The following is a 12901-nucleotide window of genomic DNA, read 5'->3' as shown; positions in this document are numbered from 1 at the left end:
GAGGTGTCATTTTTTGTTAAGTATTAATTCTAGGGAGTTTGCTGAGAAAATTTTTATATTTGTGTAATATCTGGATACCTATGAAAGTTACTTTTGAAAAATATAATCCTTTCTGGAAAAAACAGTTTGAAACCATCAAAAAAGAACTCGAGAACTGTATCGGTTTTTTGAATCCGGAAATTGAACATATTGGCAGCACATCTGTGGAAGGTTTATCTGCAAAACCAATTATTGATATTATGATTGGGGTAAAGGATGAAAAAGAACTTGATAAAGTTCCTCCTTTACTGGAAGGAAAAGATTATGTCTATTACGAAAAGTATAATCAAGATATGCCATATCGCCGTTTCTTTATTAAACTTATAGATAATGCCCATGCATTAGGATTTCCTGATGTAATTTATTCAAAGGATGAAATTCCTGAGAGAATTCACAATCATCATCTCCGTATTGCTCATATTCACGTTATTCCAACTTCTTCAGAACACTGGCTTCGCCATTTGGCTTTCAGGGATTATCTTCGTACTCATCCGGAGGTAAAGGAAGAATATCAAAAACTGAAAGAGGAATTGAGTAAAAAAGAATGGTTTGACGGGAATGATTATAATCAGGAAAAAGACCCATTTATAAAAAGAGAAGAACGTAACGCCATTCAATGGTATTTGAATCAACAGAGCAAAGCGTAATTACTATATAAATTTTAAATATTTATGGAATTTAAAACCTTAACCAATATTACAATTGATGAGCTTTTATCAGTATTCAACCATTCATTTTCTGATTATGTAGTCCCATTTCATTTAACCAAAGACGTGCTTGTTGCTAAAATAGCTGCCGAAAAATTGGATATGAATCTTTCTGCCGGATCATTTGAAAATGGAAAATTGGTAGGCTTTATTCTTCAGGCTGAAAAAATGGAAAATGGGGAGAAGATTATTTACAATGGCGGAACAGGAGTCGTTCCGGAAAACAGAGGGAAAGGGCTGGTGAGAAAAATGTATGATTTTATTATTCCCATTTTAAAAGAAAGAAATGCCAATACATTACTGCTTGAAGTGATTGAAGGAAATCAGCCTGCAATCAGAGCCTATGAAAACTTAGGATTCAGCATTGTCAGAAGGCTGCTTTGCTTTAATGGAAACATCAAGCCTGGAGAAGAAAATGCCGGAATATTGATAAAAGATCTCAAAGACTTTCAATGGGATGTGTTATGTTCTTTTTGGGATATTGAACCTTCCTGGCAGGGATCTGTATTCGTATTAGAGCCAATGCCGGAAAACTATATCACTTTAGGAGCTTATGATGGAGATCAGCTGGCTGGATATATCGTTTATGGTCCTGCTGCAAAAAAAATATATCAGTTTGCCGTAGATAAGAAGTATAGAAACCGTGGAATTGGGATAATGCTTTTTAATGCTATTAGAGAAAAAAATAACGGACAGACAATAGCCTTGAATAATGTAGATGACTCCTCAGAAAACACCAGTAAATTCCTTAGCGAAAAAATAGGACTGAACAATTGGTTGTCACAATTTGAAATGAAAAGATCTATTTAACAGGGAGTAATTTTGACTCAGAAAAAATAAGAAGGTTTTAATATACTTTTAATCTCTTAAACTTTTCAGGGAGAAGTATAGGATGTAACTTTGCCGAAAATTTTTAAATAATGAAGCGAGGAATCCATTTTTTACTGCTGCTAATTTCCTTTACAGCTTTTGCACAACAGGTCAATATTGATACAGCCCAGGTTGTTATACCGGGAAGACAAAACAGTACGGAAGCCCAGGCAAAACCTTACGTAATTATGATCTCTACGGATGGTTTCCGTTATGACTATGCCCAAAAATACAAGGCTGAAAATCTTGTGAAGCTGGCTAATGGAGGTGTAAGGGCTGAAGCAATGATTCCAAGCTATCCCAGTATTACTTTTCCCAATCACTGGAGTTTAATCACCGGACTTTATCCTTCTCACCATGGCCTGATTGATAACTTTTTCTACGATTACAAGAGAAAGGAAGGCTATGCAATGAGCAACAAAAAAAATGCTGAGGACGGAAGCTGGTATGGAGGAACTCCGCTTTGGGGACTTGCTGAAAAACAGGGAATGATCTCTGCTTCTTTAATGTGGGTGGGATCTGCCAGCGATGCAGGAGGAATAAGACCTACTTATTATTATCCGTATCACGAGAAATTTACTCCTTCTGAAAAAGTAGGAAAAGTTGTAAACTGGCTGAAATTACCGGAAGATAAAAGACCTCACTTTATTTCATTATATTTTCCGGAAGTTGATGGAAGCGGGCATCATTATGGTCCGGACACCAAAGAAACGGAAAATGCTGTTCATCTGATAGATCAGGCCATTGGTGATCTTGTTCAGAAAGTAAATGATTTAGGATTAAAGAATGTCAACTTTATTTTTGTTTCAGACCACGGAATGATCAAAGTAGATGGAGGTACACCTTTGGAAATTCCGGCTGTTCTTTTGGATAAAAACAGGTTTGATATTTACAATTCCCAGACTTTACTGAGAGTTTACGTTAAAAATCCGGAAGAGGTAAAAGCGGTTTATAAAGAACTGAAAGCTAACAAAACAGATGATTACGAAGTATATCTGGATAAAAAACTGCCTAGATATCTGCACTTTGCCACAAGAGATGATCAGTACCACAGAATAGGGCAGATTCTTCTGATTCCAAAAGCTCCTAAAATCTTCCTGGAAAAAGGAAAGAAAACCTCTGTTGGAAAGCACGGTTACAATCCTAAAGTAGTTCCGGAAATGAAAGCTACTTTCTTTGCATGGGGACCGGAATTTAAAAATAATCTGGTGATCGACGAATTTGCCAATATCAATGTTTATCCTTTGGTTGCTAAGGTTTTAGGATTAAAAATAGATCAGCCCATTGACGGAAAATTGAAAGTTTTAAAAGAAACCCTGAAGGAGAAAAAATAATCTTAAACTTAAGATGTCATATAAAAAATAGAATCGGCGCACCAAAGGTGCGCCGATTCTATTTTTATCAATCTTGAAAAGACAAAAGAAATTAGAATTTAGAAGAAAACTCCTTCGCAAAATCTTCTAGCTTGGTGTTTCCTGTTACGGGAGAACCATGATCAATAAAATCTTTTTGTACCACACCGGTTCTTATTCCTCGTCCCATTTCAACATATAATTTGGCCATATCTTCCGGTAAACCTGCCTGAAGCATTCCGTTTAAAGAATCTTCATCAGAGAATTCTACCCATGGAAGTTCAGGCTTATTAACAGAAGTTCCCAGAACCTTCGCAAAATCAGAAGCTTTTCTTACATCACTTACAATATATCTGATTGTATTGGTATTTCCGTTTTTTACCAGTTCTTCAGCGGCTGCTTTGGCAATATCATTGGGATGTACCACAGGCACTTCAATACCTGCAGGATAATTCCCTCCAATAATTCCTGCATTTTGAATTAAAGGAATATCATTGAAAAAATTATTATAAAAATATCCGGCTCTTAAAAAAGTAAAAGAGGTATTTTCCACTTCATTATATAATTTTTCAATATTATGAAGACCTGCAATAGGGCCATTTTCTACCGGAGATTCTGCTCCTACGCTGCTTAGCATTACTGCTTTTTTTACATTGGCATTTTTTAAAGCTTCAGCATAATTTTTTCCTGCATTGGTCGTGTTTTCTACAATCTTATCCGGGCTTATTGCAGGAGGTGTCATGACAAAAACAGCATCAGCTCCATCAAATGTTTGCGTTAAAAAATTGACGTCTGTAATAGATCCTATAGCTGGCGTTGCTCCCAGAGATTCAATATTCTGTTTTCTGGCATCGCTGCTGCTTACTACTGTAATATTATGCCCTTCGGCAATTAATTGTTGTGCTAATGGTTTAGCCACGTTTCCCAGTGATCCTGTGATTATAATTTTCATATGTAAATATTTTTTTATTTCTGAGAACAAAGTTATATTTGTACTTACTTTTATACAAGTACTTACCCTAAAGTATGTAAATATGACAGCGATCAAAGAAAGTTCAACCATTCAGGAGAATAAAAAAACAGTGCAGGATTGTCCTGTAATGTATGTTATGGAAAGAATTGGAGGATTCTGGAAGCCAATCATCCTGTTTAATCTTTCCACAGGAGAAAAAAGATACAGCGAATTGAAAAAAGCAATTCCTGCCGTAACGGAAAAAATGCTCATCCAGCATCTAAAACAGCTTGAAGCTGACGGGTTAATTATCAGGACAGCAAAACCTGTAGTGCCGCCTCATGTGACTTATAAACTGAGTGAAGCGGGTAATGAACTGGCTCCCGTTATTGATGCTATGGCAGCATGGGCTTTTCAGGACATGGAAAGAAATGATAACCAATGTGCCGAAGGAAATAGATATATAACGAATCAGGATCAGAATGCTTTTAGCCAAAATCTGAAAAAATAAAACAAGCTCTTCGATCTGAAGAGCCTGTTTTCGTTACTATTCTATAGAAGAATTATAAAGACTGCATATCAATCACGAAACGGTATCTCACATCACTTTTCAACATTCTTTCATATGCCTCGTTGATGTCCTGCATTTTGATCATTTCAATTTCTGAAACGATATTGTGTTCCCCGCAGAAATCAAGTAATTCCTGAGTTTCAGCAATACCACCGATTACTGAACCTGCTACAGATTTTCTTCCCATAATCATCGGAACCGTATTAAGGATAGGCTCTAAACCTCCAAGATATCCCACAAGAACATGCGTTCCGTTGATATTTAAAGTGGCTACATACGGATTTACATCATGTACATAAGGAACAGTATCAATGATCACATCGAATTTCCCTTTTACAGAATCCATTTGTGCGTCATCAGTAGAAATAATAACATGATCAGCTCCCAGTTGTTTAGCATCATCGGTTTTTCCCGGAGTTCTGGAGAATAAAGTAACTTCAGCTCCCAGTCCTTTTGCTAATTTAATAGCCATGTGACCCAGACCTCCCAAACCTACAACAGCTACTTTAGAACCAGGACCTACATTCCAGTGTTTTAAAGGTGACCATGTGGTAATACCTGCACAAAGGAGAGGTGCTACACCAGCAAGGTCAAGATTTTCAGGTACTTTTAAAACGTGGTGGGAATCAACAACTACTTTTTGAGAATATCCGCCAAAAGTATGACCTCCCAAATGCTTGTCCTTTCCATTGTATGTTCCTGTGAAACCATTTAAGCAATATTGCTCAAGATCATGCTGGCAGCTGTCGCAATGTCCGCACGAATCTACGATACATCCCACTCCTGCAAGATCACCCACTTTAAATTTGGAAACCTCGCTTCCTACTTTTGTGATTCTTCCCACGATTTCATGTCCCGGAACTACAGGATACAAAGATCCGCCCCAGTCGTTTCTTGCTGTATGAAGGTCAGAGTGGCATACCCCGCAGTATAGAATTTCAATCTCTACATCCTTTGAGGTTACTTCTCTTCTTTCAATATTCATTTCTTTCAGATCTGCTGTGGTAGACGCTGCACCATAAGCTTTTACTGTGATTGTACTCATTTTATATTCAGTTTATTTAGGTTGATAAATTATTATATTCTTCATCTGTTACAGGCTGCAGCCATTCTACGATTCCGCTTTGGGTATTAGGATTGATGGCAATATGGGCAAACGCACTATCAGGAGCTGCTCCATGCCTTTTGAAAAATGTTGGTATTAAAAGTTTCCATAACGGTACAAAAGTCGAAACTTTCACTTAAACCAGACTTATACAGATTACCGAATTACTTACCAATTTTACAGACCTCATTTTAATTACAAATGAAAGTGGTAATTTTGAATAGTAATAAAAATATACTTCATGGAAAATCAGGAGGTTGAAATCTATAATACGGTCTCGGAATATAATAAAATGGCCAATCATGAAACGCTGCACCCTTTGGTGAGTGTGATTGATTTTTCCAAATCCGATCCTATCTGTCAGTATAAAAGAAAATTTGGGTTTTATACCGTTTTCCTGAAAGATGTAATGTGCGGAGACATGCAGTATGGAAAACATAGCTATGACTACCAGGAAGGGACATTGGTTTTTATTGCTCCGGGGCAGACCTATGGAATTTATAATAAAGACAGACATGTTCAGCCTGCAGGATTTGCATTAATTTTTCATCCGGATTTAATAAAAGGAACCAACTTAGGAAAGAATATGAAAGACTATTCATTTTTCTCTTATGATGTACATGAAGCGCTCCACCTCTCTGAAAAAGAACGAGAAGTTGTCCTGGATTGTTTTAAAAATATTAAACTGGAACTGGAGCAGGCTATTGATAAACACAGCAAATCTTTAATTGTTAATAATATTGAACTGTTCCTGAATTACTGCATGCGTTTTTATGACCGCCAGTTTATTACAAGAGACCATATCAACCAGGGAGTTATTGGGAAATTTGAAAATCTTGTAGATGATTATTTAAAATCTGAAAATCCCAAAAATATTGGTTTTCCTATGGTGAATTACTTTGCAGAAAAACTAAATCTTTCTGCCAATTATTTCGGAGATCTGATAAAAAAAGAACTGGGAATTTCCGCTCAGGAATTTATTCACAACAAACTTATTGATATCGCCAAAGAACAGATTCTGGATCAGGCAAAAACAATCAGCGAAATTTCTTATGATTTAGGCTTTAAATATCCACAACATTTTACAAGACTTTTTAAAACCAAAGTGGGAATTTCTCCGAGTGAGTATAAAATCCTGAACTAAATTTTTTTAAAACGAATAACACTAATTATGTCACAAATAACACTATAATAATTAGTGGGCATTAGCGTTTTCATTAGTGCAATTTGTGTTTAAATTATTTTTGGATTCTTAACACGAATAACACCAATTATTTCACAAATAACACTATAATAATTAGTGGACATTAGCGTTTTCATTTGTGCAATTTGTGTTTAAATTATTTTTGGATTCTTAACACGAATAACACTAATTATGTCATAAATAACACTATAATAATTAGTGGACATTAGCGTTTTCATTTGTGCAATTTGTGTTTAAACTATTTTTAGATTCTTAACATGAATAACACCATATTAATTGTGAAATTTGTGTTTAAATAATTAAATTTAGAGAGAAAAGTTTTCACCATTCTAAAGATGACACCAAATCAGCAGAACACCACTATTTTCGAGACTCGTTTCGGGAGAATTATTGCATTAAAAGATGATGGAATAATCAGAATTAAAAGTATTCGCTATGCCTATTCTGAGAGGTTTCAAAAACCTGTTCCTGTAGAATATTCTTCATCATCACTTATTACTTCTCCTGAAAAAACTCCGGTCTGTCCACAGTCTTTAAGTCCGCTTGTGGAAAAAATGATAGGAGCAACTCCTGTTGAAAGCTTCGAGGCTGATGAAGCTACGCAATACCTTTCCATAACCCGTCCGGAAATCATATGTGAAAATGAAAAATTACCTGTTGTAGTCTGGATTCATGGAGGCTCTCATGAAATTGGCTGTGGTGATCTTGCTACTGCCGATCCTGCCGAATGGGTGAAAGAGCAACATATCATCGTAGTTACGGTTTCCTATCGTTTGGGGCTTTTTGGCTTTCTGGGAGGAAATGAAAAAAGACCTGCTAATCTTGGACTGCTGGATATGATGGAAGCATTGAGATGGATTAAAAAATATATCGAAGAGGTAGGAGGTGATGAAAATAATATTACCCTTCTCGGCCAGTCTTCAGGAGGTGATGCCATTGCCCATCTTATGATTTCAGAAGGAATAGAAGATTTATTTCAGCGGGTGATTATTCAGAGTGCTCCGTTAGGGCTTCGTCATAAAAGACAGAAAATGTCTGCGGAATTTCTGAAAAAAACAGAAGTATTGAAAGATGAAACCGATGTTCTAAAAATGATGGATGAGTACGGAAAATTTTTACCGTCTGTGATGAAGTATGGTTTGAAAGCAGCAATGCCCTTTGGTACCCAATATGGATTTTTCCCTTTATGTAAAGAAGAAGAGTCGTTGGACATGTGGAAAAAGAATGCTCCAAAATATGATATACTGATAGGGTTTAATAATGATGAAACTGCATTTTACCTTAAAACTTCCGAGGCTTTAAACAAATATTTCGGAAAAGGATTGGGCTTAAAAATTATGGATAAAACGGTTGAGAAAACTACGGAATTGATTTACGGAACTCCGGCAAAACAGTTTGCTCAGAATATTTCTGATGCCGGAGGAAATGTTTATCTCTTCAGAATTCATTCAAAATTGAAAGACAACCCTATCGGAGCACCACATTGTATTGATCTTCCTTTGATTTTTGGAAATGAATCAGCCTGGAAATCATCCGAACTGCTGAAAGATATTCCATGGAGCCGTATTCATGAGCATGGTGAAAAATTAAGAGCTCTCTGGGCGGAATTTGCCCGTACCGGAAAAATAGCTGACACCTCCGAAAGACCAGAAATTCTGGAACTCAGAAAAATGTAGTTATACAGCAAGCTTATAACATCTCTAATCTTAACAATTATCCCAACTGGAGGCATAAACATTCCCATCCTTTGGAGGGGGGCAAAAATTCAAAGAATTTTTGACGGGGTGGTTATCACTCTTTCAATATCTGTTTGTTTTATATGAATTATGTATGCTTATTCGTGTGATTGATTTGTATTATTTATTCATAATTATAAATTTAATGTATATTTAATAGCTAAACCATAAAAAAATAATCATTATGAAAACGAAAAAAGAGTTCAAAGTAAGAAAACTTAACCGTGAGGAATTGAAGACTTTAAAAGCCGGAGACTTAAACTGGGGCAAAGTGTGCTGTACTTCCAACGAAGACGGACAATGTTGCGAGTGGGCCATAGATATCTGGAATTGCCGATATATTTATTGTTAATTTTCTATTGAAAGAAAGCCTTGTCAAGGTTTTTTAAACCTTGACAAGGCTCTTACTCAGGAATCCAGACGCTTACATTTCCTGCCGGAACAGGGAAATTTCCCCAGCCGTTTTCATCAATGATCACTTTATCTTTACATCTTTTCAAAAGGTCTTTAAATTTTTTTCCGGCATACAGTGTTCCCATTTCCATAGGTTTATGGTAAGACTCTTTATTGCTTAGAACAACAGCACATCCGGTATGTTGATCATCTCCTGTACGTACCCAGCCAAGGCAATTGGCATCTTCAAAATAATCATGTTGCTCACCATACGCATGATCTTTTCTTGCTTTTAATAGCGCCTCAATGCCATCTACTTTAGGCATGAAAATTTCCTGATCATTACCTTCTCTGTCTTTATCCACATAATGAGCTCCATAGAGATCGGGATAAAATACACATGGATAGCCGTCTTTTCTCAACAAAATAAGGGCGTAAGCAATAGGTTTGAACCAGGGTTCTACAGGAGCTTCAAGATCCTGCAGAGGTTGTGTGTCATGATTTGCAACTAAACTTACAGCATGCATAGGATCTGCCTGAGTAAGGGTTTCATCAAAAATTCTTCGAAGATCATAAGAACCGCCTTCTTTTGAGGCATTGTGGAAGTTGTTCTGCAGGGAGCTGTCAAAAAGACTCATGCAGCCTTCCGTCACTTCAATATATTTTTGAAGCAGATGAAGATATCCGGGAGCCCAGTATTCTCCTACAGCGAAAATATTTTTTCCGGAATTGGAACGAAGCAGAGAAAGCCACTCTTTATAAAAATCAAAAGAAATATGTTTTAAAGCATCCAGTCTCACCCCATCAAAATCTGTCTGATCAAAATACCATTTTGCCCAATTGTTGAGCTCTTCCCGTACAAAAGGATTCCGATGTTCAATGTCATTATACATCAGGTAATCGTAATTTCCTTTTTCATCATCAATCATTTCTTCCCAGTCATTTCCATATTCTGACTGTATTTTATAGATATGAGAATCCATGCCTTCAGCATAATCCACACCGCTGAAGCAGGTAAAGTTCCATTCAAAATCAGAATATTTTTTTCCTCTTCCGGGAAAGGTGAATTTGGTATATGATTCTATTTCGATAACATCAGAAATTACTTTTTCTCTGTTTTCCTCATCTACTTTTACGACCTTGAATTTTTCCAGTTCATCACCTCCGGCTTTATGTCCCAGAACAATGTCTACAATAATCTGTATATTTTGTTTCTTTAAGGCTTTAATGGCTTTTGTATAATCGTTTTTAGTCCCGTATTTGGTAGGAATAATTCCTTTTTGATCAAACTCTCCAAGATCATAGAGGTCATAGGCATCATATCCGATGGAGTAACCGCCATTTGTTCCTTTGTAGGCAGGAGGAAACCATACAGAAGTAATCCCAAGTTTTGCTAAATATTTGGCCTGTTTTTCGGCTTCTTTCCACAATTTTCCGTCTCCTTCAGAATACCAGTGAAAAAATTGGATCATGGTTGGGTTCATAGATTTGCTGATTTGATCAATACAAGTTAGCAAAAAAATATGACCTATTCATTTTCAAATTCTTCAAACGGGATTTTTAGTTGAACGGAAACCTGCTTTTTTTCTTCCGTATTCAGTTGAGAGAGAGACAATCCGAGCAGGCGTACAGCCTTATCGAAGGGACGAAGTTCCCAGAGCTTTTTTCCGGTATTGAAATACTGTTCCGGAGATGAAAAATAATCTTCTCTCGTTATACTTCTTGTAAAAAGAGAGAAATCTTTATATTTTATTTTTAAGGTTAAAGTTCTTCCGAGAATATTATTTTTCTGTAATCTTTGATGGATTTCCTCTGCAAGGCTTTCCAGCTTTTCATTGATCTGCTGCTCATCTAAAAGATCCTCAAAAAAAGTTCTTTCCACAGCCACACTTTTTTGGATCCGATGAGGTTTTACTTCAGAAGTATGAATCCCACGTACCACATTATAATAATGCTGACCAGATTTTCCAAAGATTCTTACCAGATCTTCAAGTGATCTCTTCTTTAAATCTTTTCCTTTATAAATACCTAAACTAAACATTTTGTTAGCCGTAACTTTCCCAACACCATAAAATTTTTCCACCGGAAGTTCTTCCAGAAAATGCTCCATTTTGTCAGGATGAATGGTTTTCTGGCCATTCGGTTTATTAATATCAGAAGCTACTTTAGCTAAAAACTTATTGACTGAAATTCCTGCAGAAGCGGTAAGTCCCGTCTGTTCAAAAATTTTCTGACGAATTTCTTTGGCAATCAGATTGGCAGATTCCATACCTTTTTTATTTTCAGTGACATCCAGATAGGCTTCGTCCAGAGATAAAGGTTCTACCAGATCTGTATATTCATAGAAAATTTCCCGGATTTTTTTTGAAATTTCTTTATATCGGGCAAATCGGGGAGGAACAAAAATAAGCTGAGGGCATTTTTCTTTGGCTGTTTTACTGGGCATTGCAGAGCGAACACCATATTTTCTGGCCTCATAGCTTGCTGCTGCAACGACCCCGCGATGCTGGCCTCCTACAGCAATCGGCTTGCCTTTCAATGTAGGATTATCATGCTGCTCCACAGAAGCATAGAATGCATCCATATCCACATGAATAATTTTACGAAGCGGCAAAGAAAAATCCATATACAAAGATATGGATTCCTTTATTTATAGAAGGAAGCTAGAAGCTGGAAGAGGGAAGTAATATTACTCGATAAGGAAATTAAAGAACTGCTCACTAAATAATAAAAAACGAAGTAGTAATTAATAACGCGTCAATAACTTCCAGCTTCCAGCTCCCGCCTTCCATCATCAATCCTTCAGTCTCATGGTGAGAAGATGAGGTTCAAAACCTGCCTTTTCATAAGCTTTGATGGCAGATTCATTTTGAGCATATACATCAAGTCTTACCTCACTGATTTCCCTTGATTTTGACCAGGAAATTAGTTCATCGGTAATCACTTTATTGATTCCTTTCCCTCTATGCTCCGGCTTTACATACATAAACCCCAGATAAGAATACTTTTCAAATTGGTTGTAATATTTTTCTGACTTTTTAATCAGAGCATATCCGGATGCAATGACTTCATTATTCTCTTCAGCAACAATGACAGTTGCGTCAGGAGATTGGATCAGAAATTTTAAATCATAATAATGGATCTCTCCTTCAATAAGTGTACTGTTGAAAGGTCTTTCAGCAGTAATCACTCCCTGTTCAAATTCTAAAAGAATTTCTAAATCCTTTTCTGTAGCTTCTCTTGTGATCATGGTGTTAAATAAATAAAATTTTAAAACTCATTGAAACCTATGATTTTCAATGAGTTTTTATGTTTTTTCAGATTAAAATAAATGACAATTATTTTAAAAGCTTGTCAATGGTTTGCTGAAGTTCTGGGTCTTCGGGGGAAATTGCATAATATTTTGCAATAGAAGATTTCTGATCAATAACCATATATCTGGGAATCCAGTTAAGATCCACATAATTGTTAAAATCATTTTTCCAGCCTGTAGAAAACCAATAATTTTCTTTGTTTTTCATATCAAATCTTTCAAGACTTTTTTCAAACCCTTCTTTTGAACGGTCTAATGATAGAAATACGAAATCAATATTCTTGTTATTTTCTTCTAATTCCTTAGCTTTTGGAAGGGCATTTAAACAATCTCTGCACCATCCTGCCCAAAAATCAATGACTAAAACTTTTCCTTTATGCTGATTTAGAATCTGCTGAATGGTAATGGCTTTTCCTTCTTCATCTTCCAGTTTTTGCTGTAAAGCTTCTTTTGAGAATCCTGTTTTAAGGACAGCAGGGACTTTTTGCGAATAGCTTATTCCAAAAATACCCATCATAAAAATTAATATCCACTTTCTCATCTTGAACAATTTCATTTGTACAAATCTAAACAATGAATTGCAATCTGAGATTGATTTCTGGGGAATTAGGAAAAATTTATAATATTGATGGATTCTATGGGATAAACCACCCCGTCAA

The 12901-nt window shown here is 36.1% G+C and carries 14 protein-coding genes; 7 read left to right on the top strand and 7 right to left on the bottom strand.

Features of this window, described 5'->3' with window-relative positions; all coding sequences use genetic code 11:
* The first annotated feature begins 80 nt into the window (after positions 1 to 80).
* From ODR02_RS17265 to ODR02_RS17255, 3 genes are all read left to right on the top strand, one after another.
* On the top strand, positions 81 to 686 hold the full coding sequence (locus ODR02_RS17265; RefSeq protein ID WP_309512905.1) for a GrpB family protein: 606 nt from the start codon (positions 81 to 83) through the stop codon (positions 684 to 686).
* Between the two features lie 24 nt (positions 687 to 710).
* The gene (locus ODR02_RS17260; protein ID WP_309512904.1) at positions 711 to 1556 is read left to right on the top strand and encodes a GNAT family N-acetyltransferase; all 846 of its coding nucleotides are present in this window, start codon (positions 711 to 713) and stop codon (positions 1554 to 1556) included.
* Positions 1557 to 1666: 110 nt separating this feature from the next.
* Positions 1667 to 2950 carry an alkaline phosphatase family protein gene (locus tag ODR02_RS17255; protein ID WP_309512903.1) on the top strand — a complete coding sequence of 428 codons (1284 nt, stop codon included), beginning with the start codon at positions 1667 to 1669 and terminating at the stop codon, positions 2948 to 2950.
* A 91-nt stretch (positions 2951 to 3041) separates the two neighbouring features.
* Here ODR02_RS17255 and ODR02_RS17250 read toward each other — a convergent pair whose 3' ends face one another.
* Positions 3042 to 3920, bottom strand: a complete 879-nt coding sequence (locus tag ODR02_RS17250; RefSeq protein WP_309512902.1) for an NAD(P)H-binding protein — start codon at positions 3918 to 3920, stop codon at positions 3042 to 3044.
* An 82-nt stretch (positions 3921 to 4002) separates the two neighbouring features.
* On the opposite strand from ODR02_RS17250, the gene ODR02_RS17245 reads away from it, so the two are divergent.
* Positions 4003 to 4431 carry a winged helix-turn-helix transcriptional regulator gene (locus ODR02_RS17245; protein WP_079243251.1) on the top strand — a complete coding sequence of 143 codons (429 nt, stop codon included), beginning with the start codon at positions 4003 to 4005 and terminating at the stop codon, positions 4429 to 4431.
* A gap of 52 nt (positions 4432 to 4483) precedes the next feature.
* On the opposite strand, the gene ODR02_RS17240 is transcribed toward ODR02_RS17245, so the two are convergent.
* Both ODR02_RS17240 and ODR02_RS17235 read right to left on the bottom strand, forming a co-directional pair.
* Positions 4484 to 5536 (bottom strand): NAD(P)-dependent alcohol dehydrogenase, encoded by a 1053-nt coding sequence (locus tag ODR02_RS17240; protein ID WP_309512901.1) that lies wholly within the window; start codon positions 5534 to 5536, stop codon positions 4484 to 4486.
* Positions 5537 to 5552: 16 nt separating this feature from the next.
* Positions 5553 to 5732: a hypothetical protein gene (locus ODR02_RS17235; protein WP_245169823.1), complete on the bottom strand. Its 180-nt coding sequence runs from the start codon at positions 5730 to 5732 to the stop codon at positions 5553 to 5555.
* Positions 5733 to 5837: 105 nt separating this feature from the next.
* On the opposite strand from ODR02_RS17235, the gene ODR02_RS17230 reads away from it, so the two are divergent.
* From ODR02_RS17230 to ODR02_RS17220, 3 genes are all read left to right on the top strand, one after another.
* On the top strand, positions 5838 to 6740 hold the full coding sequence (locus ODR02_RS17230; RefSeq protein ID WP_105681590.1) for a helix-turn-helix domain-containing protein: 903 nt from the start codon (positions 5838 to 5840) through the stop codon (positions 6738 to 6740).
* Positions 6741 to 7135: 395 nt separating this feature from the next.
* Positions 7136 to 8476 (top strand): carboxylesterase family protein, encoded by a 1341-nt coding sequence (locus ODR02_RS17225; RefSeq protein ID WP_309512900.1) that lies wholly within the window; start codon positions 7136 to 7138, stop codon positions 8474 to 8476.
* Positions 8477 to 8720: 244 nt separating this feature from the next.
* A complete protein-coding gene (locus ODR02_RS17220) occupies positions 8721 to 8888 on the top strand; it encodes a hypothetical protein (protein ID WP_158521389.1) in 168 nt (55 codons plus the stop codon).
* Positions 8889 to 8940: 52 nt separating this feature from the next.
* Here the strand turns inward: ODR02_RS17220 and ODR02_RS17215 are convergent, their stop codons facing one another.
* The 4 genes from ODR02_RS17215 to ODR02_RS17200 all read right to left on the bottom strand — a co-directional run bounded on the left by ODR02_RS17215 (position 8941) and on the right by ODR02_RS17200 (position 12783).
* A complete protein-coding gene (locus ODR02_RS17215) occupies positions 8941 to 10413 on the bottom strand; it encodes an alpha-amylase (protein WP_331835777.1) in 1473 nt (490 codons plus the stop codon).
* 44 nt (positions 10414 to 10457) lie between these two features.
* Positions 10458 to 11555: a DNA polymerase IV gene (dinB, locus tag ODR02_RS17210; protein WP_209786965.1), complete on the bottom strand. Its 1098-nt coding sequence runs from the start codon at positions 11553 to 11555 to the stop codon at positions 10458 to 10460.
* Positions 11556 to 11723: 168 nt separating this feature from the next.
* The gene (locus ODR02_RS17205; RefSeq protein WP_309512898.1) at positions 11724 to 12179 is read right to left on the bottom strand and encodes a GNAT family N-acetyltransferase; all 456 of its coding nucleotides are present in this window, start codon (positions 12177 to 12179) and stop codon (positions 11724 to 11726) included.
* Between the two features lie 88 nt (positions 12180 to 12267).
* On the bottom strand, positions 12268 to 12783 hold the full coding sequence (locus ODR02_RS17200) for a TlpA family protein disulfide reductase (protein ID WP_209786967.1): 516 nt from the start codon (positions 12781 to 12783) through the stop codon (positions 12268 to 12270).
* Positions 12784 to 12901 lie beyond the last annotated feature (118 nt).

This window comes from Chryseobacterium sp. CFS2 (genome assembly GCF_036543225.1).
Classification (GTDB): Bacteria; Bacteroidota; Bacteroidia; order Flavobacteriales; family Weeksellaceae; genus Chryseobacterium; species Chryseobacterium culicis_A.
The sequence above is the reverse complement of the archived record's forward strand: the minus strand, read 5'-3'. Positions and strand labels throughout refer to the sequence as shown.